Genomic DNA, 22533 nt, shown 5'->3' with positions numbered 1-22533 from the left:
GACGGGTAAGGGCCACGTCCCCTACCCGTTTTTTGTTGCCTGCTGTCGCGCGCAGAAATGGGATGTCGCACGCGATCCCGTTACACTGTCGGACAAAATTTCCGCTCAACTTCGGGCCACCCAGGCCGATGACATCGTATCCCCCCTCCCTTAGGGACGAGACCCCATGCGCAATAATCAACCCATCACTCAGCGTGAACGCAGCTTTCCGGCCCAGCAACGCCTGATTTCCACCACCGATCTCAAGGGCCAGATCACCTACTGCAACGACGCCTTCATCGCGATCAGCGGCTACAGCCGCGAAGAACTGATGGGCGCGCCGCACAACCTGGTGCGCCACCCGGACGTGCCGCCAGCGGTGTTTGGCCACATGTGGGCCACCCTCAAGCAGGGCAAGCCGTGGATGGGCATCGTCAAGAACCGCTGCAAGAACGGCGATTTCTACTGGGTCAATGCCTATGCCACGCCGGTGCTGGAAAACAACCAGCTGGTCGGCTACGAATCGGTGCGGGTCAAGCCGACTGCCGAGCAGGTGCGTCGCGCCGAGGCCCTGTACCAGCGGATCAATGCCGGCAAATCGCCGATTCCCAAGCGCGACAGCTGGCTGCCGGTGCTGCAGGACTGGCTGCCGTTCATCCTGGTCAGCCAGATCGGCTTCCTGATCGGCGCCTGGCTCGACTCCAGCTGGGGCTTCGCCGCCGCCGCCGCGCTGTCGATCCCCCTGGGCCTGGCCGGCCTGGCCTGGCAGAACCGCGGCATCAAGCGCCTGCTGGCGCTCGCCGAGCAAACCACCTCTGACCCGCTGATCGCCCAGATGTACACCGACAGTCGCGGTGACCAGGGCCGTCTGGAAATGGCCATGCTCAGCCAGGACGCACGCCTGAAGACCTGCCTGACCCGCTTGCAGGACAGCGCCGAGCACTTGACCAACCAGGCACGGCAGGCCGACAGCCTGGCGCACAGCAGTTCCACCGGCCTGGATCGCCAGCGCCAGGAAACCGAACAGGTCGCCACCGCGATCAACGAAATGGCCGCCACCACCCTCGAAGTGGCCAGCAACGTGGCCCGTACGGCCATCGCCACCCAGGAAGCCAACCGCCTGACCAGCCAGGGCCGCAGCATTACCGCGGAAACCCGTGAAGCGATCCAGCGCCTGTCGCAGTCGGTCGGCGACACCGGCGAGACCGTCACCCGCCTGGCTCAGGACAGCAACGAGATCGGCGGCGTGGTCGATGTGATCAAGGGCATCGCCGACCAGACCAACCTGCTCGCGCTCAACGCCGCGATCGAGGCGGCGCGGGCCGGCGAGATGGGCCGCGGCTTCGCCGTGGTGGCCGATGAGGTGCGCTCGCTGGCGCAGCGCACCGCCGAATCCACCGGGCAGATCCATCAGCTGATCGCCAAGCTGCAGCGCACGGCCGAGGAAGCCGTGATGACCATGGAAATCGGTCGCAAGCAGGCCGACGACGGCGTCGAGCGGGTACAGCAAGCCGACCAGGCCCTGGCCGGGATCAGCGACGCGGTGGCCAATATCGCCGACATGGCCAACCAGATCGCCGCCGCCGCGGAGGAGCAGAGCGCGGTGGCCGACGAGATCAACCAGAACATCACCAATATCGCCCAGCTGGCCGACCAGACCTCCCAGGAAGCCCAGGGCACGGTGCGTCTGAGCGCCGAGCTGACCAACACCGCCCAGGACCAGTACGCCCTGGTGGAACGCTTCAACCGCTAAGCGCGGCAAGGGCGCACCGGGCCCAACCGGTGCGCCTTCCCTCCTTCGCCCCGGCGCTGTCGGCCTTCGATCGCCAGGGCCTATACTGCCTGCAGGGCTTCCCCGCAATCGCCAGCACCCAGAAGCCCTGACGGCGAAGCCGCTCGCCCGCGCCCCGAAAGCCACTCCCCATGGAGTGCCATTGCATGCAAACGCTCGACCTGGCTGCACTCAGCGCTACCCTTCCTGCCGAGGCCTTCAAGCAGATGTCCGCATTCGGCGCCTTGTCGGACAGCTTCCTCGAGCAAGTGCTGGCCACCGGCGAGCTGCTCAGGCTGACGCCGGGCGAAACGCTCTACCGCCAGGGTGAAGTCGCCGACTGCTTCTTCGTGATTCTCCAGGGGCGCATGACGATCTACCAGGACGGCGAGGCCGGCCGGCAGATCACCCATATCGGTGGCGATGGTGAAAGCATCGGATTTCCCGCCATGCTGGCGATGCGCCCGCGGTTGCTGAGCGGTGAGGCGGCCAGCGAGTGCATCGTGCTGAAAATCACCAGCCAGGGACTGGCCAGGCTGCAGGAACTGGACAGCCAACAGTTCAGCATCTTCTTCATCAACCTTTCCCGGGACATGAGCCGCTTTCTCAGCTACTGCATTCTGCGTCCGCCGACCGAAACAGCCTAAGCGCGCCTGGCCGGTCGTCCCGCCACTAGTCGCCGCCGAGAAACCCCGCGACGGCCTGCGCCGCGGCAGCCAGATGCTGCTCATGACTGAAGCCCGAACGCTTCAGCGGCTTGAGGTCGTGATCGCCGCTCTCCAGCCAATGCAACCGAATCGACGCCGACAGCGGATAGCCGGCCACCGCCTGGCGGTTGCCCAGGGCATCGCGTTCGCCCTGCACGATCAAGGTCGGCGTGCGCAGCCCGGCCAGGTGCGCGACGCGCGGCTTGTCCGGCTTGCCCGCCGCGTAGAACGGATAACCCAGGCAGACCAGGGCATCGGCGCCCAGTTCATCGGCGAGCAGGCTGGCCATGCGCCCCCCCATGGACTTTCCGCCGATGGCCAGCGGTCCTGCGACCTGTTGGCGCACCTGAACATAGCGCTCACGCCATTGTTCGAGCAGCCTGGCCTGCGGATTGGGCGGGCGCTTCTTGCCGTCCAGACGCCTGGCAGCCATGTAGTCGAACTCGAAGCGAAGCACCGCAATGCCCCGCGCCGCAAGGCTTTGCGCCATCTGCTGCATGAATGGGCTGTCCATCGGCGCACCCGCGCCATGGGCCAATATCAGCGTTGCCCGGCGCTCGCCAGCGGGCAGATCCCATAACCAGTTCCCCGTTGCCTGCCATTGCGAGCATTGACCCTCGTCAATACCGGCACTTTGCCCTTTGCTCATGCTTGCCTCGCTTTTAAGAGTCCGTCGACCTGCGCGCCCGCCGGGACGCACCAGGCCGATCGCCTTCGATTGATCTGCCCATAACCGTGGATGGAAGCCCAGACATGAACACAACAACCAGTGCCGCCTACAACTACAAGGTGGTTCGCCAATTCGCCATTATGACGGTGGTGTGGGGCATAGTCGGGATGGGGCTCGGCGTGCTGATCGCCGCGCAACTGGCTTGGCCCGCGCTCAACTTCGACCTGCCGTGGACCAGCTTCGGCCGCCTGCGTCCCCTGCATACCAACGCGGTGATCTTCGCCTTCGGCGGCTGCGCGCTGTTCGCCACCAGCTACTACGCGGTGCAGCGCACCTCCCAAGCCACCCTATTCGCGCCCAAGCTCGCCGCCTTCACCTTCTGGGGCTGGCAACTGGTGATCCTCCTGGCGGCGATCAGCCTGCCACTGGGTTATACCACCAGCAAGGAGTACGCCGAGCTGGAATGGCCGATCGACATCCTGATCACCGTCGTCTGGGTCAGCTACGCGATCGTGTTCTTCGGCACAGTGATCAAGCGCAAGGTCAGCCACATCTACGTCGGCAACTGGTTCTTCGGCGGCTTCATCCTCACCGTGGCCCTGCTGCACCTGGTCAACAACCTAGAAATCCCGGTGACCCTGACCAAGTCCTACTCGATCTATTCCGGCGCCACCGATGCCATGGTGCAGTGGTGGTACGGCCACAACGCCGTGGGCTTTTTCCTTACCGCCGGCTTCCTGGGGATGATGTACTACTTCGTGCCCAAGCAGGCCGAGCGCCCGGTGTACTCCTATCGCCTGTCGATCGTGCACTTCTGGGCGCTGATCGCCGTGTACATCTGGGCCGGCCCGCACCACCTGCATTACACCGCCCTGCCCGACTGGGCGCAGAGCCTGGGCATGGTGATGTCGCTGGTGCTGCTGGCCCCCAGCTGGGGCGGCATGATCAACGGCATGATGACCCTCTCCGGCGCCTGGCATAAGCTGCGCACCGACCCGATCCTGCGCTTTCTGGTGGTCTCCCTGGCCTTCTACGGCATGTCCACCTTCGAAGGCCCGATGATGGCGATCAAGACCGTCAACGCCCTGTCCCACTATACCGACTGGACCATCGGTCACGTCCACGCCGGCGCCCTAGGCTGGGTCGCCATGGTGTCGATCGGCTCGCTCTATCACCTGATCCCCAAGGTATTCGGCCGCAAGGAGATGTACAGCGTCGGCCTGATCAATGGCCACTTCTGGCTGGCCACCATCGGCACCGTACTCTACATCGCCTCGATGTGGGTCAACGGCATCGCCCAGGGCCTGATGTGGCGTGCGGTCAACGAAGACGGCACCCTCACCTACTCCTTCGTCGAAGCCCTGGAAGCCAGCCACCCCGGCTTCGTGGTGCGGGTCATCGGCGGTGCGATCTTCTTCAGCGGCATGCTGCTGATGGCCTGGAACGTCTGGCAGACGGTGCGCGCCAGCAAGCCGGCCGAGTTGGAAGCCGCCGCGCAGTTTTCGGTTGAAGGAGCCCACTGATGAGACACGAAACACTCGAGAAGAATATCGGCCTGATGGCGCTGATGATGGTGCTGGCCGTGAGTATCGGCGGCTTGACCCAGATCGTCCCGCTGTTCTTCCAGGACGTCACCAACGAGCCGGTCGAGGGCCTCAAGCCCTACACCGCGCTGCAACTGGAAGGCCGTGACATCTATATCCGCGAGGGCTGCGTCGGCTGCCACTCGCAGATGATCCGCCCGTTCCGCGCCGAGACCGAGCGCTACGGTCACTACTCGGTAGCCGGCGAGAGCGTCTGGGACCACCCCTTCCTGTGGGGCTCCAAGCGCACCGGCCCGGACCTGGCCCGGGTCGGCGGTCGCTACTCGGACGAGTGGCACCGCGCCCACCTGTACAACCCGCGCAACGTGGTGCCCGAGTCGAAGATGCCGTCCTACCCCTGGCTGACCGAAAGCAGCCTGGACGGCAAGGACACCGCCGCCAAGCTGCAGGCCATGCGCACCCTCGGCGTGCCCTACAGCGACGCCGACATCGCCGGAGCCAAGGAAGCGGTCCAGGGCAAGTCCGAGATGGATGCGCTGGTCGCCTACCTGCAAGTGCTCGGCACTGCCGTCAAGAACAAGAGGTAGGGACATGGCCTTCGACATCATTGATATCGGCACCCTGCGCGGCATAGGCACCGCCCTGGTCCTGCTGGCCTTCACCAGCGTCTGCCTCTGGGCCTACAGCGCAAAACGCCGGAGCGCCTTTGCCGAAGCCGCGCACCTGCCGTTTGCCGACGAACCCATGACTGCCGCATCGAGGAGCAACACCCCATGAGCACTTTCTGGAGCTGGTACATCACGGCGCTGACCATCGGCACCCTGCTCGCCTTGTTCTGGCTGATCTTCGCCACCCGCAAGAGCGAGACGCACAAGGGCGAAACCGACACCACCATGGGCCACTCCTTCGATGGCATCGAGGAGTACGACAACCCGCTGCCCAAGTGGTGGTTCATGCTGTTCATCGCCACCCTGCTGTTCGCCATTGTCTACTTGGCGCTGTATCCGGGCCTGGGCAACTGGAAAGGCATGCTGCCGGGCTATGAGAACGGCTGGACCCAGGTTGCCCAGTGGCAACGCGAAGAGGCCAAGGCCGAGGAGCTCTACGGGCCGATCTTCGCCAAATATGCGGCCATGCCCCTGGAAGAGGTGGCCAAGGACGAGCAGGCGTTGAAAATGGGCGGTCGCCTGTTCGCCACCTACTGCTCGATCTGCCACGGCTCCGACGCCAAGGGCGCAGTGGGCTTCCCCAACCTGACCGACCAGCACTGGCGCTGGGGCGGCGAAGCCCAAACCATCAAGACCAGCATCCTGCACGGTCGCAACGGCATGATGCCGGCCTGGGGTCAGATCCTCGGCGATGACGGGGTCAAGCAGGTCGCGGCCCATGTGCGCCACAACCTGGCCGGCCTGTCGCTGCCGAGCGACAGCCAGGTTGACCTGGAACAGGGCGCCCAGCTGTTCAACAGCAACTGCGTGGCCTGCCACGGCACCACCGGCACTGGCAACCCCATGCTCGGCGCACCGGACCTGACCCACTCCGCCGGCTGGATCTATGGCTCGAGCCTGACTCAGCTGCAGCAAACCATCCGCTATGGCCGCAACGGCCAGATGCCGGCTCAGGAACAGTACCTGGGCAACGACAAGGTGCACCTGCTGGCCGCCTATGTCCTCAGCCTGAGCCAGAAATAGCTCGGCGCCTCCCCAGGCTGGCGACAGTGCTCGTCGCCAGCCTGGCCAGTCGGCCATTTTCCCTCCAGATCAGGTGCGACGCAGCGTCGCACTTGCCCGACCGATGGCTTTTGCATTTTTTTGCTTGAGCTAATCTTCTCAGCAGTCGCTAGCCGCCATCACTCTAGGGCGGCCCCTCATCGAGCGACATTACGCTGGCACATTTTTCGGTGACAGGGCGCTTCCGGCTGCTGCTGGAACCCCCTTCGAAAGCCCATGAAAGCCTGGCCGCGCTGGCTCGCGGCGTTGCAATGGCTACCTGCTTTCTACATACTTGCCGCCGTTTTTTGTCCCCTAAAAACATCCATTAACCGTGGAACCCAGCATGAGCACAGCAATCAGTCAGACTGCTTATAACTATAAGGTGGTTCGCCAATTCGCCGTTATGACGGTGATTTGGGGAGTCATCGGCATGGGTCTAGGCGTGTTCATCGCCGCACAACTCGTGTGGCCTGAACTCAACCTAGGCTTGGAATGGACCAGCTTCGGCCGTCTGCGCCCCCTGCACACCAACGCGGTGATCTTCGCCTTCGGCGGCTGCGCCCTGTTCGCCACGTCCTATTACGTGGTTCAGCGCACCACCCAGGCTCGCCTGATCTCCGACGGTCTGGCCGCCTTCACCTTCTGGGGTTGGCAAGCAGTCATCGTGCTGGCGGTGATCACCCTGCCAATGGGCTACACCAGCAGCAAGGAATACGCCGAACTGGAGTGGCCGATCGACATCCTCCTCGGGATCGTCTGGGTCTGCTACGCCCTGGTGTTCTTCGGCACCATCGTCAAGCGCAAGACCAAGCACATCTATGTGGGCAACTGGTTCTTCGGTGCCTTCATCCTGGTGACCGCGCTGCTGCACATCGTCAACAGCATGGAAATGCCGGTCTCGATGTTCAAGTCCTACTCGATGTACTCGGGTGCGACCGACGCGATGATCCAGTGGTGGTACGGCCACAACGCCGTGGGCTTCTTCCTGACCACCGGCTTCCTGGGGATGATGTACTACTTCGTGCCCAAGCAGGCCGAGCGGCCGATCTACTCTTATCGCCTGTCGATCGTGCACTTCTGGGCACTGATCACCCTGTACATCTGGGCTGGCCCGCACCACCTGCACTACACCGCCCTGCCGGACTGGGCGCAGAGCCTGGGCATGGCGATGTCGCTGATCCTGCTGGCGCCGAGCTGGGGCGGCATGATCAACGGCATGATGAGCCTGTCGGGCGCCTGGCATAAGCTGCGTTCCGACCCGATCCTGCGCTTCCTGGTGGTATCGCTGGCCTTCTACGGCATGTCCACCTTCGAAGGCCCGATGATGGCGATCAAGACGGTGAACGCCCTGTCCCACTACACCGACTGGACCATCGGCCACGTGCACGCCGGTGCCCTCGGCTGGGTGGCGATGATCTCCATCGGCTCGCTGTACCACCTGATCCCGAAGGTCTACGGTCGCGAGCAGATGCACAGCATCGGCCTGATCAACGCCCACTTCTGGCTGGCCACTATCGGCACCGTGCTCTACATCGCTTCGATGTGGGTCAACGGCATCACCCAGGGTCTGATGTGGCGCGCGGTCAACGAAGACGGCACCCTCACCTACTCCTTCGTCGAAGCCCTGGAGGCCAGCCACCCTGGCTTCGTGGTACGGATGATCGGCGGCGCCTTCTTCGTCACCGGCATGCTGTTGATGGCCTACAACACCTTCCGCACCGTGCGTGCCGCCAAGGCGTCTGAATATGACGCGGCCGCACAGATTCCTGCCGGAGTAGCGCACTGATGAAACACGAAATCATCGAGAAGAATATCGGCCTGATGGCGCTGCTGATGGTGATCGCCGTCAGCATCGGTGGCCTGACCCAGATCGTCCCGCTGTTTTTCCAGGATGTCACCAACGAGCCGGTGGAGGGCCTCAAGCCCTACACCGCGCTGCAACTCGAAGGCCGTGACGTCTACATCGCCAACGGCTGCGTTGGCTGCCACTCGCAGATGATCCGTCCGTTCCGCGCCGAGACCGAGCGCTACGGCCACTATTCGGTAGCCGGCGAAAGCGTCTGGGACCACCCCTTCCTGTGGGGCTCCAAGCGCACCGGCCCGGACCTGGCCCGGGTCGGCGGCCGCTACTCGGACGAGTGGCACCGCGCCCACCTGTACAACCCGCGCAACGTGGTACCGGAATCGAAGATGCCGTCCTACCCCTGGCTGGTCGAGAACAAACTCGATGGCAAGGACACCGCGAAGAAGATCGAAGTCATGCGCGGCTTTGGCGTTCCTTACACCGATGAAGACATCGCCGGAGCCAAGGACGCCGTGAAGGGCAAGACCGAAATGGACGCGCTGGTCGCGTACCTGCAGGTTCTCGGCACCTCGATCACCACCAAACGGTAACGCACGATGGATATCGGGACTATTCGCGGCTTAGGCACGGCAGTGGTGTTCATCGCCTTTATCGGCGTTGTGCTCTGGGCCTATAGCAGCAAGCGCAAATCCAACTTCGACGAGGCAGCCAACCTGCCCTTCGCCGACGAAGAGCCCAAACCCAACGAGCGTGACGAGCAATCTTCCAGGAGCAAAAACCAATGACCACGTTCTGGAGTTGGTACGTAACAATCCTCTCCCTCGGCACCATCTTCGCCCTGACCTGGCTGATCTTCGGCACCCGCAAGGGGCAGCGCCAGGAGACCACCGACCAGACGGTCGGCCACGAGTTCGATGGCATCGAGGAATTCGACAATCCGTTGCCCAAGTGGTGGTTCCTGCTGTTTGTCGCCACCATCGTCTTCGCCCTGGGCTACCTGGCCCTGTACCCGGGCCTGGGCAACTGGAAGGGCCTGCTGCCGGGCTACCAGTACCTGGACAACGAGGCCAAGACCCCCTTCGCCGCCAACGTCCAGGTTGCCGACGGCGTGCGCAACGGCGGCTGGACCGGCGTGCACCAGTGGGAAAAGGAAATGGCCAGGGCCGAGGAGCAGTACGGACCGATCTTCGCCAAGTATGCCGCCATGCCGATCGAACAGGTCGCTCAGGACGAGCAGGCCCTGAAGATGGGTGGTCGCCTGTTCGCCTCCAACTGCTCGGTCTGCCACGGCTCCGACGCCAAGGGCGCCTACGGCTTCCCCAACCTGACCGACAACGACTGGCTGTACGGCGGCGAGCCTGAAACCATCAAGACCACCATCATGGGCGGTCGTCAGGCGGCCATGCCGGCCTGGAAGGACAGCCTCGGCGAGCAAGGCATCAAGAACGTCGCGGCCTATGTGCGCAGCCTGTCGGGCCTGAAGACCCCCGAAGGGATCGACGCCGACATTGCCGCAGGTCAAGACATCTTCAAGACCAATTGTGCAGTCTGTCATGGTGCCGACGCCCAGGGCCAACACAGCTTCGGCGCGCCGAACCTGACCGACAAGACCTGGCTCTACGGCTCGAGCTTCGCTCAGGTACAACAAACCCTGCGCTATGGCCGTAACGGCCGAATGCCAGCCCAGCAGGACTTCCTTGGCAATGACAAGGTGCACCTGCTGGCGGCCTATGTGTACAGCCTGTCGCACCAAACCCAGGAGAAATAATCTCTCCGCCTGCCCGGACGCGACCCACGGTCGCACCCGGGCAGGGCCTCTCAGGCGTACCATAGCGTTATCGTGAATTGACCCCGACCGGCATGTATCGGTCGGGGCAGCCAATCAACCGCTGCGGTACCCCACTGATGAGCGCACAGATTCCCGTTAAAGACGTCACCCCTGCCAAGGCCGATACGGTCGACCTCTACGCCAACCGCGAGAAAATCTACACCCGCGCCTTCACCGGCATCTTTCGCAACCTGCGCATGCTCGGTGGCGCCTTCCTGTTCCTGCTCTATTTCGGCACCGTCTGGCTGACCTGGAATGGTCGCCAGGCCGTCTGGTGGAACCTGCCCGAGCGCAAGTTCTACATCTTCGGCTCGACCTACTGGCCACAGGACTTCGTCCTCTTGTCCTGGCTGCTGATCATCTGCGCCTTCGGCCTGTTCTTCATTACCGTGTTCGCCGGCCGCGTCTGGTGCGGTTACACCTGCCCGCAAAGCGTGTTCACCTGGGTATTCATGTGGGCGGAGAAAGTCACCGAGGGCGATCGCAACCAGCGCATCAAGCTGGACAAGGCGCCGCTGACCGGGCAAAAGCTGGCGCGCAAGGTCGCCAAGCACAGCATCTGGGTCGGCGTCTCGCTGGCCACCGCCATCACCTTCGTCGGCTACTTCACCCCTATCCGCGATCTGATCGGCGAGTTGTTCACCCTCGAAGCCAGTGGCTGGGCGGTGTTCTGGGTCGGTTTCTTCACACTGGCCACCTATGGCAACGCCGGCTGGCTGCGCGAACAGGTGTGCATCTACATGTGCCCCTATGCGCGCTTCCAGAGCGTGATGTTCGACCAGGACACCCTGATCGTCTCCTACGACCCACGCCGCGGCGAGCATCGCGGCCCGCGCAAGAAGGACGCCGATTACAAGGCCATGGGCCTGGGCGACTGCATCGATTGCAAGATGTGCGTGCAGGTCTGTCCCACCGGCATCGACATCCGCGATGGCCTGCAGATCGAATGCATCGGCTGCGCGGCCTGTATCGATGCCTGCGACAGCATCATGGACAAGATGAACTATCCGAAGGGGCTGATCAGCTATACCACCGAGCACAACCTGTCCGGCAAGAAGACCCACCTGGCGCGGCCGCGGCTGATCGGCTATGCGGTTGCCCTGGTGGCGATGATGGGCCTGTTCGCCTGGGCCGTGGCCGAGCGTTCGCTGGTCGAGCTCGATGTGATCAAGGACCGCGTGCTCTACCGCGAGAACGAACAGGGGCGGATCGAGAACGTCTACACCCTGAAGATCATGAACAAGGCGCAGCGCGATGTGACCTACCTGATCGAAGCCGATGGCCTGGACGGCCTGGTCTACGAAGGCAAGCGCGAAATCACGGCCCAGGCCGGCGAAGTGCTGTCGCTGCCGATCGAACTGTCGATAGAACCGGAGAAGCTGCCTTCGAGCACCAACGAAATCATGTTCCGTGTTCGTTCCATCGACGACGCGAGCATCAACAATGACGCCGACAGCCGCTTCATCGGCCCCAGCGTTCGCTAACGAGATAGATACAGCATGGCTGACGAAACACTCATCAAACCCTGGTACAAGCAGTTCTGGCCCTGGTTCATCATCGGCCTGCTGGGCTTGTCGGTCGTGCAAGGCGGGTCGATGCTGGTATTCGCCACGCGCAACCCGCCCGGGCTGATTTCCGACGACTATTACGATGTTGGCAAGGGCATCAACCAGTCGCTGGAGCGGGAAAAACTCGCCGAACAACTGCAGTTGCGCGCCAGCCTCGTGCTGGATCAGGAGACGGGGACCGCCGAGTTGCGCCTGCAGGGCTTCAGCGGCCCGGCGCAACTGGTGCTCAACCTGATCTCGCCGACCCAACCGGAGCGCGACCGCCGGATCATCCTCCAGCCCCAGGGCCAGGGACTGTATCGCGGGCAGATGCAGGATGCGGTCGAAGGCCGGCGCTTCGTCGAACTGATCGGCCAGGAAGGCGGCAAGGACTGGCGGCTGTTCGAGGAACAGACCCTGGAGCCCGGCAGGACCATTCTGCTCGGCCACCAGCAGTGACGGCAGGCGCACGACCGCAACTCGATGGCTAGCCCGACTCCCTGCTTCCATTGCGGCCTGCCGGTTCCCGCCGGCAGCCGCTTTCGCGCCCAGGTGCTGGGCGCGCCCCGTGAGCTGTGCTGCCCCGGCTGCCAGGCCGTGGCCGAGGCCATAGTCGCCGGCGGCCTGGAGCACTACTACAAGCACCGCAGCGACACCGCCGCCAACCCGCAGAACCTGCCTCAGGCCTTGCCCGACGAATTGGCCCTGTTCGACCGCGCCGAAGTGCAGCAGCCGTTCGTGCAGCACCAGGGCGAACTGAGCGAAACCTGCCTGCTGATCGAAGGCATCAGCTGCGCGGCCTGCGGCTGGTTGATCGAGAAACACCTGCGCAGCCTGCCGGGCGTCGCCGAGGCCCGCCTCAACCTGTCCAACCACCGCCTGCAGGTACGCTGGGCCGACAGCCAGCTCCCCCTCAGCGCGCTGCTCAAGGAGTTGCGCCGGATCGGCTACGCCGGCCACCCCTGGCAGGCCGACAGCGCCGCCGAACAGCTGGCACAGGAGAACCGCCGGGCCATGCGCGAGCTGGGCGTGGCCGGCATGCTGTGGATGCAGGTGATGATGGCCACCATGGCTACCTGGCCGGAGTTCAACGTCGACCTGAGCCCGGAGCTGGACAAGATCCTGCGCTGGGTCAGCCTGTTTCTCACCACGCCGATCGTCTTCTACTGCTGCGGCCAGTTCTTCCGCGGCGCCCTGCGCGACCTGCGTACCCGCCACCTGAGCATGGACGTCTCGGTGTCGCTGGCGATCGGCGGCGCCTATGTCGCCGGGATCTGGTCGACCGTCACCGGCCAGGGCGAACTGTACTTCGATGCGGTGGGCATGTTCGCCCTGTTCCTCCTCACCGGACGCTACCTCGAACGCCGTGCGCGGGAGCGCACGGCGGCGGCCACCGCGCAGCTGGTCAACCTGCTGCCGGCCTCCTGTTTGCGCCTGGACGACGAGGGCCACAGCCAGCGCGTGCTGCTCAGCGAGTTGGCGGTCGGCGATCGGGTGCTGGTCCCCCCGGGCGCGCTGATGCCCGCCGACGGCCGCATCCTCGCCGGCCAGTCGAGCATCGATGAGTCCCTGCTGACCGGCGAGTATCTGCCGCAAGCACGGGCCACCGGCGATCAAGTCACCGCCGGTACCCTCAACGTCGAGGGCCCGCTGACCGTGCAGGTGCAGGCGCTCGGCGACGCCACGCGGCTGTCGGCGATCGTCCGCCTGCTCGAACGCGCTCAAAGCGACAAGCCACGCCTGGCCGAGCTGGCCGACCGGGTTGCCCAATGGTTCCTGCTGGTGGTCCTCGTCACGGCCGCCCTGGTCGGCCTGGTCTGGTGGCAGATCGACCCCAGCCGCGCCTTCTGGGTGGTGCTGGCACTGTTGGTCGCCACCTGCCCCTGCGCCCTGGCGCTGGCCACGCCGACCGCGCTGACCGCCGCCACCGGCACCCTGCACAAGCTCGGCCTGTTGCTCACCCGCGGCCATGTGCTGGAAGGACTCAACCAGATCGACACGGTCATCTTCGACAAGACCGGCACCCTGACCGAAGGCCGCCTGACCCTCAGTGCGATTCATCCGCTGGGTGAGCTGGATGGGGATGCCTGTCTGGCTCTGGCCGCCGCGCTGGAGAACCGCTCCGAACATCCGATTGCCCGCGCCTTCGGCCGCGCCGCCCAGGCCGCCGAGCGGGTCGACAGCGTTCCCGGCCTCGGCCTGCAAGGAGTGGTCGGCGGCCGCCAGTTGCGCATCGGCCAGGCCGACTTCGTCAGCCAGCTCAGCGGCCGGGACGCCCCGGCTATTCCCGGCGCCCAGGGCCAGTGGCTGCTGCTCGGCGATACCCAGGGGCCGCTGGCCTGGTTCGTCCTCGACGACCGCCTGCGCGACGATGCCCCTGCCCTGCTCGCCGCCTGCCGCGCGCGCGGCTGGCAGGTGCTGCTGTTGTCTGGCGACAGCTCGCCGATGGTCCAGGCCGTGGCCGCGCAGCTCGGCATCGAGCAGGCCCGCGGCGGCATGACCCCGGATGCCAAACTGGCGGAACTGAAGAAACTGCATGAGCAAGGCCACCGGGTGCTGATGCTCGGTGACGGCGTCAATGACGTACCCGTGCTGGCCGGCGCCGACATCAGCGTGGCCATGGGCAGTGCCACCGACCTGGCCAAGACCAGCGCCGACGCGGTGCTGCTGTCCAACCGTCTCGACAGCCTGCTGCACGCCTTCGAACTGGCGCGGCGCACCCGCCGGATCATCGTCGAGAACCTGGTCTGGGCCAGCCTGTACAATGGCCTGGTACTGCCTGTTGCCGCCCTGGGCTGGATCACCCCAATCTGGGCCGCCCTGGGCATGTCATTCAGTTCCTTGCTGGTGGTGCTCAACGCCCTGCGCCTGACCCGCTCGTAGACTGGATCGCACGGCACCTATCCACCGTAGGGCTGCAAGCATGGATGTGCAACGCGACAGCTACGCGCCCCGATCCACCCTACGCCTTATCGCATTCGGAGACCCCATGCCAGCGCTGTACATTCTGATCCCCGTGGCCCTGGTACTGGTCGCATTCGCGATCTGGCTGTTCTTCTGGGCAGTCGACAGCGGCCAGTACGACGACCTCGACGGCCCCGCCCACAGCATCCTGCTCGACGACGAGGACCCCATGCACAAGGCCGGCGTCGATCAGGTGCAAGAGCCCGGCGAGGCGGCGGACACCAAGGAGCCGCCGCGTGACTGAACTGGCGCCCCAACTGGTCTCGGCGCTGATTCTCGGCCTGCTGGGCGGCGGTCATTGCCTGGGCATGTGTGGCGGCCTGATGGGGGCCCTGACCCTGGCTATCGCACCGGAACAGCGGGCGCAGCGCCTGCGCCTGCTGCTCGCCTACAACCTGGGGCGGATCCTCAGCTACGGCGTCGCCGGCCTGCTGCTCGGCCTGGCCGGCTGGGCCCTGGCCAGCAGTCCGGCGGCCTTGGTACTGCGCGTCGCCGCCGCATTGCTGCTGATCAGCATGGGCCTTTACCTGGCCGGCTGGTGGAGTGGCCTGACCCGAGTCGAAGCCCTCGGTCAGGGCTTGTGGCGACATATTCAGCCGCTGACCCGGCGATTCATGCCGGTCGACCATGCCGGCAAGGCACTGGTACTCGGCGGCCTCTGGGGCTGGCTGCCCTGTGGCCTGGTCTACAGCACCCTGCTCTGGTCGGCCAGCCAGGGCGATGCCCTCGACAGCGCCGCCCTGATGCTGGCATTCGGCCTGGGCACACTGCCGGTCCTGCTCGCCACCGGCATGGCCGCCGAGCGCATGATCGCCCTGCTACGCAAACGCGGGGTGCGCACGGCGGGCGGTCTGCTGGTGATCCTGTTCGGCCTGTGGACCCTGCCCGGCCCGCACCAGCACTGGCTGATGGGGCACTAGTATGCGGCCAGGCGGGCTTGGCGCCACAGCCGCGGCACCTTGACTCAGGTCAAAACCGCTCGCGGCGCATCTCCCTAGACTCCCCGGTACTGCCTTTGCCGGAACCTGTTCGCATGCTCGACGCCATCCACTGGGATACCGACCTGATCCGCCGCTACGATCAGGCCGGACCGCGTTACACGTCCTACCCCACCGCGGCCCAGTTCCACAGTGGCATAGGTCCATTCGACCTGCTGCATGCGCTGCGCGACAGTCGCCAGGCCCAACGGCCCATTTCTCTGTACCTGCACGTGCCTTTCTGCGCCCATGTCTGTTACTACTGCGCCTGCAACAAGGTCATCACCAAGGATCGCGGCCGTGCCCAGGCCTACCTGCGCGAGTTGGGGCACGAAATCGCCATCGTCGGTCGTCACCTAGACCGCAGCCAGACGATCGAGCAACTGCACTTCGGCGGCGGCACGCCGACCTTTCTCAGCCATGACGAATTGCGCCAGCTGATGGGCCAGCTCCGCGAACACTTCAGCCTGCTGGATGACGATTCCGGCGACTACAGCATCGAAATCGATCCGCGCGAAGCCGACTGGTCGACCATGGGTCTGCTCCGCGAGCTGGGTTTCAACCGCATCAGCATCGGTGTCCAGGATCTCGATCCGGCCGTCCAGCGCGCGGTCAATCGCCTGCAAAGCCTGGAGGAAACCCGCGCCATCGTCGAGGCCGCGCATACCCTGCAATTTCGCTCGGTGAATATCGACCTGATCTACGGCCTGCCCTTGCAGACGCCGGCCAGCTTCGCCACGACCCTGAGTGAGGTCATCGCCCTGCAGCCCGATCGTCTGTCGCTGTTCAACTACGCCCATCTACCCGAGCGCTTCATGCCGCAGCGGCGCATAGAGCGCGGTGACCTGCCCAGCCCAGGTGACAAGCTGACGATCCTGCACAACAGCATCGAGCAATTGCGCGCCGCCGGGTACCGGCATATCGGCATGGATCACTTCGCCCTGGCCGATGACGACCTGGCCATCGCCCAGGAGGACGGTAGTCTGCAACGCAACTTCCAGGGCTACACCACCCATGGCCATTGCGACCTGATCGGCCTGGGTGTCTCGGCCATCAGCCAGGTCGGCGACCTCTACTGCCAGAACAGCAGCGACCTGGCCGACTACCAGCAGCACCTGAGCAGCGGCCAGCTCGCCACCCAGCGAGGACTGCACTGCAACGGCGACGACAGGTTACGCCGCGCGGTGATCCAGCGGCTGATCTGCGACTTCAGCCTGCGCTTCGCCGATATCGAGCGCGACCACGGCATCGACTTCCGCCACTATTTTTCGGCCGCCTGGCCACAACTGCAGCAGATGGCCCGCGACGGCCTGATCGGCCTCGACAACCAGGCGATCGTGGTTCAGCCGGCCGGCCGCCTGCTGGTCCGTGCGCTATGCATGGTGTTCGATCGTTATCTGCACCAGCACGGTCAGCAGCGTTTCTCCCAGGTGATCTAGCGCCTCCAGCCACCGCAGAGGCCAAAGCGAATTCGCGACCAAGTGCCGCGCCCACCGGACCGTTCCCGGCGCACCAACAGCGTGCCAAGGCGTCCGACCGATGGACATGGCCTGACGCCTTGGTCAGGCTTTCGTCGACTGGCTGAGAGCGCAAGGCTGCTGTACCCTTACGGCCACTGTGTGTTCTACCTGGGAATCAACACCGATGTCCGAAAGCATCAAGCTGCCCATGACCCATCAAGCCCATTGCAAGGATTGCAGCCTGGCCAGTCTGTGCCTGCCGCTTTCGTTGAACATGGAAGACATGGACGCCCTGGATCAGATCGTCAAGCGCGGCCGGCCGCTGAAGAAGGGCGAGTTCCTGTTTCGTCAGGGCGATGCATTCGACTCGGTGTTCGCGGTCCGCTCGGGCGCACTCAAGACCTTCAGCCTCAGCGATGCCGGCGAAGAACAGATCACCGGGTTCCACCTGCCCAGCGAACTGGTCGGCCTGTCCGGCATGGATACCGAGGCCTACCCGGTTTCCGCCCAGGCCCTGGAAACCACCTCGGTCTGCGAAATCCCCTTCGAGCGACTCGATGAGCTCTCCGTGCAGTTGCCACAGCTGCGTCGCCAGCTGATGCGGGTGATGAGTCGGGAGATTCGCGACGACCAGCAGATGATGATGCTGCTGTCGAAGAAGACCGCCGATGAGCGCATCGCCACCTTCCTGGTCAACCTCTCGGCGCGCTTCCGCGCCCGCGGCTTCTCGGCCAACCAGTTCCGCCTGGCCATGTCGCGCAACGAGATCGGCAATTACCTGGGGCTGGCCGTCGAAACCGTGTCGCGCGTGTTCACCCGCTTTCAACAGAACCAGCTGCTCGAGGCCGAAGGCAAGTCGGTGCATATCCTCGACCCCATCGAACTGTGCGCCCTGGCCGGCGGCAATCTCGACAACTGACGGGGGCGTCTGGCCGGCTAGACTGTTGTTGAGCGGCAACTTCGCCAGGCAAGTCGAGGAGTCTCGCGATGATATTCGACGAATTCACGATCAAGACCCTGATCCAGCGCGTTCCCAACTTCCCCAAAGCCGGGGTCACCTTTCGCGACATCACCCCGCTGCTGCAGTCGCCGCGTGCCTTGCGCATGGTCGCCGACAGCTTCATTCAGCGCTATGTCGAGGCCGATTTCAGCCATGTCGGCGCCGTCGATGCACGGGGTTTCCTGATTGGCTCGATCATCGCCTATGAACTGAACAAGCCACTGATTCTGTTTCGCAAGGAGGGCAAGCTGCCGGGTGAAGTGCTCAGCGAAGGCTACCAGACCGAGTACGGCCAGAGCCAGCTGCAAGTCCAGGCGGACAGCCTCTGCGAAGGCGACAAGATACTGATCTTCGATGACCTGATCGCCACCGGCGGCACCCTGCTGGCCGCCGCGCAGCTGGTGCGGCGAATGGGCGCCAGCATCTATGAGGCCGCGGCGATCATCGATCTGGCCGACCTGGGCGGCTCACAGCGGCTGCAGGACATCGGCATTGCGACCTTTACCTTGACCGCCTTCGCCCTCGACGAATACTAGCGGTCGGCGCCCTGGCTACTCGAAGAACGCCTCGAAGAAGCGATCCAGTTCGCCCTCGTACTGGTCCAGCAAGTACAGGGTATCGGCTGCCAGCAGGTCGAGCAGAATCATCCCGTTGGGCCCGGAGTCCTCGACAGCCGCGGCGCGCAGCCGCTCGGTCATGCCCAGATTGACCTGGCGCAGGTTGCGGTAGAGTTCGCGCAGCGAGTCCAGAGCCCAGTCGGCAGGCAGGCCTCGCTGCTGACGCAGGTACTGGCCGAGCAGATGTGTGCCCAGCACGCGATAGAGTGTTTCGTCCGAGCCACTGAAGGGCAGGTGGAACCAGGCCATGGCCTGGAGCATCCGCGTATGCGGGCAGCCGGACGTCGCCCCCAGGGCGCCAAGCAACGAACCGAAGGCACGCTGCAGCGAGGTGCGCTGGCGAATGTCACGGCCACGCCACAAGACCCGCACCTGCACCTGCTCGTAGGAAGGCAGTTGCGCCAGGACCTCGACCGGTTTCACCAGCGCCACCGCGAACGGGCAATGCGCCGTTTCCGGTTCGCGCAGCGGGCAGTGATCGCACTGACGAAACCCCAGACGCGTCCATTCGGGCAACTCTTCGTCCGATTCGACCAAGCTGCCAGCCGGGTCTATTCGATGTTGCCAGTGACGACCATCGGCAAACTCGAAGTGATATTCAATGAGCAAGACATCCGCCGTCGCGTGCACCATGGACTAACCTGAGCGCAAATGATGATAAAACCAGTGTGGCGCTAAATTTCCGTAACGCCACAGTTCAGACGCCATTTTCTAGTCGATACTCTAGGTGATAAAAGGGTCCTTAGTCAGCCAAGAAGCGCTTATCCCCTGGAACGGAGCTAGCCATGGACAGCCGCCAGAAAGAACTGGCCCACGCTCTTGTCGAGCAAGTCGAATGCGGGGTGATCGTGCTCGACGAGCGGCTGCGCATTCAGTACTGGAATGACTACATCACTCAGTGCAGCGGCAAGCCGTTGCGCCAGGCGCTGAGCCTGGAGTTGACCCAGGTTTTTCCTGAAGCCGACACGCCGCAGTTGAGCCAAATGCTGGCTCGAGCCCGCGACCAGGGCGAGCATGCTTACAACGAGTGGCGCGAGAGTCCCAACCTGCTGAATCTGCCGTATAACCGCTTCGGCGAACCGGTCCCCCCACGGCTGCAGAACGCCTTGTTCTTCCCCTTCACCGACGATAGCGATCGGCCCTGCTTCGGCCTGCTGCTCTATAACACCCGTGAGCTCAGCAGCACCAACAGTCATCTGGATGCCGCGCTGAAGGCCTTGTGCCATAAGCAGATCGAGCAGGAGCAATTGATCCAGAAACTGGAGAAAGCCAATGCGCAGCTACTGCAGTCCGAGAAGCTGGCGGCCATCGGCCAACTCGCTGCCGGCGTCGCGCACGAGATCAACAATCCGATCGGCTACGTGTTCTCCAACCTCAAGACCCTCGCCGGTTACGTCCACGACCTGGTACGGATCATCGACGCCATCGACCAGGCGGCGAGCCTGGAGGAACTGCGCCGACTCAAGCACCAGTTGGAGTACGACTACATTCGCGGCGATGTCGAGGCACTGATTGCGGAGTCCGAGGACGGCATCGACCGGGTGAAGAAGATCATCACTTCACTCAAGGATTTCTCCCACACCGATGACGAAGAGTTTCGCCTCGCCGACCTGCACCGAGGCCTGGACAGCACCCTGAACGTGGTCAACAACGAGCTCAAGTACAAGGCCGAGGTGCTCAAGGACTACGGCGAACTGCCGGAAATAGAATGCATACCCTCGCAGATCAATCAGGTGATGATGAACCTGCTGGTCAATGCCGCCCACGCCATCGACGACTTCGGTCGCATCACCCTGCGCAGCGGCCAGCAGACCGACTGGGTCTGGCTGGAGGTCGAAGACTCGGGCCGGGGCATAGAGCCGCACCTGCTCACCCGTATCTACGAGCCCTTCTTCACCACCAAGCCGGTGGGCCAGGGCACGGGGCTAGGGTTGTCACTGTCGTACAACATCGTGCGCAAACACGGCGGCCGTATCGAAGTATTCAGCGAACGCGGTCAGGGCACGCGCTTTCGCGTCTGGCTTCCGCTCCGTCAAGCCAGCCCGCAGAGTTGTCAGGAAGAGTCGAGACCAGATGAGTGAACTGCGCCCAACACCGACCGCCAGCATCCTGCTGGTGGACGACGAGGAAAACATTCTCAGCAGCCTGCGCCGCGTGCTCAGGACTGAGCCCTATAGCGTTCGGATCGCCAGCGGCGGCGAACAGGCCCTGCAGATGCTGCGTGAGCAGCCGGTCGACCTGATCATCTCCGACGCCCGCATGCCCGGCATGGACGGCGCGACCCTGCTGGCAGAAGTACAGAAGCATTGGCCCGAGAGCATACGCATCCTGCTCACCGGCTACGCCGACATCAACACCACCATTCGTGCCATCAACCAGGGACAGATCTACCGCTATATCAGCAAGCCCTGGGAGGATGAAGAACTGCGCCTGGTCCTGCGCCAGGCCCTGGCCTTCCAGCATTCGGAGCGCGAACGCTTGCGCCTGGAAGCACTTACCCGTGAGCAGAACCAGCGCCTGCAGGAACTCAACGAAACCCTGGAGCAGCGGGTCAAGGCGCGCACTGCCGAGCTGGAACAGACGGCCGACATGCTCGACCTGGCGTACGAGGAGCTCAAGCGCAGCTATGTGACCGCCACCGAGGTGTTCTCCAGTCTGGTCAACCAGCGCATCCCCCGCGACAAGCAGACCAATACCCAGGTCATCGCCCTGGTCCGCGCCTACGCCGAGCAGCACGGCCTTGGCGAAGGGCCCTGCCGCGACCTGGCCATGGCCGCGGCGCTCTACAACGTCGGCAAGCTGACCTGGGATGACCAGCTGCTCAATCGTCCCTCAGACCTGCTGTACAAGCAGGAACGCGATCGCTATCGGCAGTATCCCGGTCAAGGCGAAAACCTGCTGATGGCTCTGGAGCCATTGCAGGACGCCGCGCGCCTGATTCGTCATCACCAGGAGCGCTGGGACGGCAGCGGCTTCCCGGACCGACTCAAGGGCGAGGCCATCCCCTTCGGCTCACGCCTGCTGAAGCTGGCGGTGGACTTTATCGAATTACAACGCGGCATCATCCTCGAGCGTCGGCTGAGCCGCGACGAGGCCCTGTTGCTGATCACCAAGTACAGCGCGCGCCTCTATGACCCCGAGCTTTGCGAACGCTTCGTCAAGCTCTGTACCGAGTTGGCCCCGGACCTCACCCTGGCCGATCCGAGCATTCTCGCCCTGGATACCCGCCGCCTCGAGCCGGGCATGGTGCTCGCACGCAACCTGAACGCCGACAACGGCATGCTCCTGCTCAACGAGGGCAAGACGCTGACCCGCCTGCTGATCGACAAGCTGATTGCCTTCGAGGCCAGCGAGGAAGGCCACTACACCCTGTTCGTGCGGACTGCCGAGGATGCCGCGCTCGCCACGGAGACGAGTTCATGATCAAGATTCAATTGCTCGACGATGAGCCGCAGATCCTCAAGTCGCTGCAGCGAGCACTGCGCTCCCACCAGTGGGAGCTGCATGCCTTCAGCGACGTTCAGGAGGCCTTGAGCGCACTGACCGAGCATGAGTACGCGGTGATCGTTTCCGATTTCAAGATGCCGCATCTGGACGGCGTCACCTACCTGCAGTTTGCCAAGCAGCGCCAACCCCAGGCCATGCGCCTGCTGCTCACCGGCCATGGCGACCGCCAGACGATGATGCAGGCAATAAATCAGGCGGAGGTCTATCGCTTCATCGCCAAACCCTGGGAAGACTACGAGCTCGAAGCCGCCTTGAGTGCGGCCGTCGACCTCTATCTGCTGCGCGTCGAGAACCAGCGCCTGATCGACCAATTGCGCCGGCAGCAGACGGCCCTTTACCGCCAGCAGCAGGAGCTGCTGCGGCTGGAGCAGGAGAATCCGGGGTTGACCCGCGTCATCCGCGACGCAGACGGCGCCGTTCTGATCGACGACCTGGATTGAACCGAC

The 22533-nt window shown here is 64.1% G+C and carries 23 protein-coding genes; 21 read left to right on the top strand and 2 right to left on the bottom strand.

The window, feature by feature from the left end; all coding sequences use genetic code 11:
• The first annotated feature begins 166 nt into the window (after positions 1-166).
• Both AB5S05_RS11895 and AB5S05_RS11890 read left to right on the top strand, forming a co-directional pair.
• Positions 167-1732: a methyl-accepting chemotaxis protein gene (locus AB5S05_RS11895; protein WP_369287736.1), complete on the top strand. Its 1566-nt coding sequence runs from the start codon at positions 167-169 to the stop codon at positions 1730-1732.
• Between the two features lie 185 nt (positions 1733-1917).
• Complete coding sequence (locus AB5S05_RS11890; RefSeq protein WP_369287735.1) at positions 1918-2397, top strand: cyclic nucleotide-binding domain-containing protein; 480 nt, start codon at positions 1918-1920, stop codon at positions 2395-2397.
• Between the two features lie 25 nt (positions 2398-2422).
• Here AB5S05_RS11890 and AB5S05_RS11885 read toward each other — a convergent pair whose 3' ends face one another.
• The gene (locus tag AB5S05_RS11885; protein ID WP_369287810.1) at positions 2423-3106 is read right to left on the bottom strand and encodes an alpha/beta family hydrolase; all 684 of its coding nucleotides are present in this window, start codon (positions 3104-3106) and stop codon (positions 2423-2425) included.
• 104 nt (positions 3107-3210) lie between these two features.
• Here AB5S05_RS11885 and ccoN (AB5S05_RS11880) point away from each other — a divergent pair, with 104 nt between their 5' ends.
• From ccoN (AB5S05_RS11880) to AB5S05_RS11805, 16 genes are all read left to right on the top strand, one after another.
• Entirely contained in the window at positions 3211-4650 is a 1440-nt protein-coding gene (gene ccoN / locus AB5S05_RS11880) for a cytochrome-c oxidase, cbb3-type subunit I (protein ID WP_369287734.1), read from the top strand.
• The gene (gene ccoO / locus AB5S05_RS11875) at positions 4650-5258 is read left to right on the top strand and encodes a cytochrome-c oxidase, cbb3-type subunit II (RefSeq protein ID WP_369287733.1); all 609 of its coding nucleotides are present in this window, start codon (positions 4650-4652) and stop codon (positions 5256-5258) included. Before ccoN (AB5S05_RS11880) ends, ccoO (AB5S05_RS11875) begins: the two co-directional genes overlap by 1 nt.
• A 4-nt stretch (positions 5259-5262) precedes the next feature.
• Positions 5263-5448, top strand: coding sequence for a cbb3-type cytochrome oxidase subunit 3 (locus AB5S05_RS11870; RefSeq protein WP_369287732.1), 186 nt, complete (start codon positions 5263-5265; stop codon positions 5446-5448).
• On the top strand, positions 5445-6362 hold the full coding sequence (ccoP, locus tag AB5S05_RS11865; RefSeq protein ID WP_369287731.1) for a cytochrome-c oxidase, cbb3-type subunit III: 918 nt from the start codon (positions 5445-5447) through the stop codon (positions 6360-6362). Before AB5S05_RS11870 ends, ccoP (AB5S05_RS11865) begins: the two co-directional genes overlap by 4 nt.
• 364 nt (positions 6363-6726) lie before the next feature.
• Positions 6727-8169: a cytochrome-c oxidase, cbb3-type subunit I gene (gene ccoN / locus AB5S05_RS11860; RefSeq protein ID WP_369287730.1), complete on the top strand. Its 1443-nt coding sequence runs from the start codon at positions 6727-6729 to the stop codon at positions 8167-8169.
• A complete protein-coding gene (ccoO, locus tag AB5S05_RS11855; RefSeq protein WP_369287729.1) occupies positions 8169-8777 on the top strand; it encodes a cytochrome-c oxidase, cbb3-type subunit II in 609 nt (202 codons plus the stop codon). The genes ccoN (AB5S05_RS11860) and ccoO (AB5S05_RS11855) overlap by 1 nt, the downstream gene beginning before the upstream one ends.
• A gap of 6 nt (positions 8778-8783) precedes the next feature.
• Positions 8784-8972, top strand: coding sequence for a cbb3-type cytochrome oxidase subunit 3 (locus tag AB5S05_RS11850; protein WP_369287728.1), 189 nt, complete (start codon positions 8784-8786; stop codon positions 8970-8972).
• On the top strand, positions 8969-9955 hold the full coding sequence (ccoP, locus tag AB5S05_RS11845; protein ID WP_369287727.1) for a cytochrome-c oxidase, cbb3-type subunit III: 987 nt from the start codon (positions 8969-8971) through the stop codon (positions 9953-9955). Before AB5S05_RS11850 ends, ccoP (AB5S05_RS11845) begins: the two co-directional genes overlap by 4 nt.
• A 137-nt stretch (positions 9956-10092) precedes the next feature.
• The gene (gene ccoG, locus AB5S05_RS11840; protein WP_369287726.1) at positions 10093-11499 is read left to right on the top strand and encodes a cytochrome c oxidase accessory protein CcoG; all 1407 of its coding nucleotides are present in this window, start codon (positions 10093-10095) and stop codon (positions 11497-11499) included.
• A gap of 15 nt (positions 11500-11514) precedes the next feature.
• On the top strand, positions 11515-12021 hold the full coding sequence (locus AB5S05_RS11835) for a FixH family protein (RefSeq protein ID WP_369287725.1): 507 nt from the start codon (positions 11515-11517) through the stop codon (positions 12019-12021).
• 24 nt (positions 12022-12045) lie between these two features.
• Positions 12046-14445 (top strand): heavy metal translocating P-type ATPase, encoded by a 2400-nt coding sequence (locus AB5S05_RS11830; protein ID WP_369287724.1) that lies wholly within the window; start codon positions 12046-12048, stop codon positions 14443-14445.
• Positions 14446-14551: 106 nt separating this feature from the next.
• Complete coding sequence (gene ccoS, locus AB5S05_RS11825; protein WP_369287723.1) at positions 14552-14770, top strand: cbb3-type cytochrome oxidase assembly protein CcoS; 219 nt, start codon at positions 14552-14554, stop codon at positions 14768-14770.
• On the top strand, positions 14763-15446 hold the full coding sequence (locus AB5S05_RS11820) for a sulfite exporter TauE/SafE family protein (RefSeq protein WP_369287722.1): 684 nt from the start codon (positions 14763-14765) through the stop codon (positions 15444-15446). The genes ccoS and AB5S05_RS11820 overlap by 8 nt, the downstream gene beginning before the upstream one ends.
• Before the next feature lie 113 nt (positions 15447-15559).
• The gene (gene hemN, locus AB5S05_RS11815) at positions 15560-16942 is read left to right on the top strand and encodes an oxygen-independent coproporphyrinogen III oxidase (protein ID WP_369287721.1); all 1383 of its coding nucleotides are present in this window, start codon (positions 15560-15562) and stop codon (positions 16940-16942) included.
• Between the two features lie 205 nt (positions 16943-17147).
• A complete protein-coding gene (gene fnr, locus AB5S05_RS11810; protein ID WP_369287720.1) occupies positions 17148-17882 on the top strand; it encodes a fumarate/nitrate reduction transcriptional regulator Fnr in 735 nt (244 codons plus the stop codon).
• A gap of 68 nt (positions 17883-17950) precedes the next feature.
• Positions 17951-18499, top strand: coding sequence for an adenine phosphoribosyltransferase (locus AB5S05_RS11805; RefSeq protein WP_369287719.1), 549 nt, complete (start codon positions 17951-17953; stop codon positions 18497-18499).
• A 15-nt stretch (positions 18500-18514) separates the two neighbouring features.
• Here the strand turns inward: AB5S05_RS11805 and AB5S05_RS11800 are convergent, their stop codons facing one another.
• The gene (locus AB5S05_RS11800; protein ID WP_369287718.1) at positions 18515-19189 is read right to left on the bottom strand and encodes a DUF6901 family protein; all 675 of its coding nucleotides are present in this window, start codon (positions 19187-19189) and stop codon (positions 18515-18517) included.
• Positions 19190-19365: 176 nt separating this feature from the next.
• Here AB5S05_RS11800 and AB5S05_RS11795 point away from each other — a divergent pair, with 176 nt between their 5' ends.
• From AB5S05_RS11795 to AB5S05_RS11785, 3 genes are read left to right on the top strand one after another with little or no spacing between them, the layout of a single operon-like run.
• Positions 19366-20661, top strand: coding sequence for an ATP-binding protein (locus tag AB5S05_RS11795; protein WP_369287717.1), 1296 nt, complete (start codon positions 19366-19368; stop codon positions 20659-20661).
• The gene (gene nosR, locus AB5S05_RS11790) at positions 20654-22003 is read left to right on the top strand and encodes a response regulator c-di-GMP phosphodiesterase, NosR family (protein WP_369287716.1); all 1350 of its coding nucleotides are present in this window, start codon (positions 20654-20656) and stop codon (positions 22001-22003) included. Before AB5S05_RS11795 ends, nosR begins: the two co-directional genes overlap by 8 nt.
• A complete protein-coding gene (locus AB5S05_RS11785) occupies positions 22000-22527 on the top strand; it encodes a response regulator (protein ID WP_369287715.1) in 528 nt (175 codons plus the stop codon). Before nosR ends, AB5S05_RS11785 begins: the two co-directional genes overlap by 4 nt.
• Positions 22528-22533: the final 6 nt, after the last annotated feature.

Origin of the sequence: Pseudomonas zhanjiangensis (genome assembly GCF_041027545.1) — a bacterium.
Classification (GTDB): Bacteria; Pseudomonadota; Gammaproteobacteria; order Pseudomonadales; family Pseudomonadaceae; genus Aquipseudomonas; species Aquipseudomonas zhanjiangensis.
The sequence above is the reverse complement of the archived record's forward strand: the minus strand, read 5'-3'. Positions and strand labels throughout refer to the sequence as shown.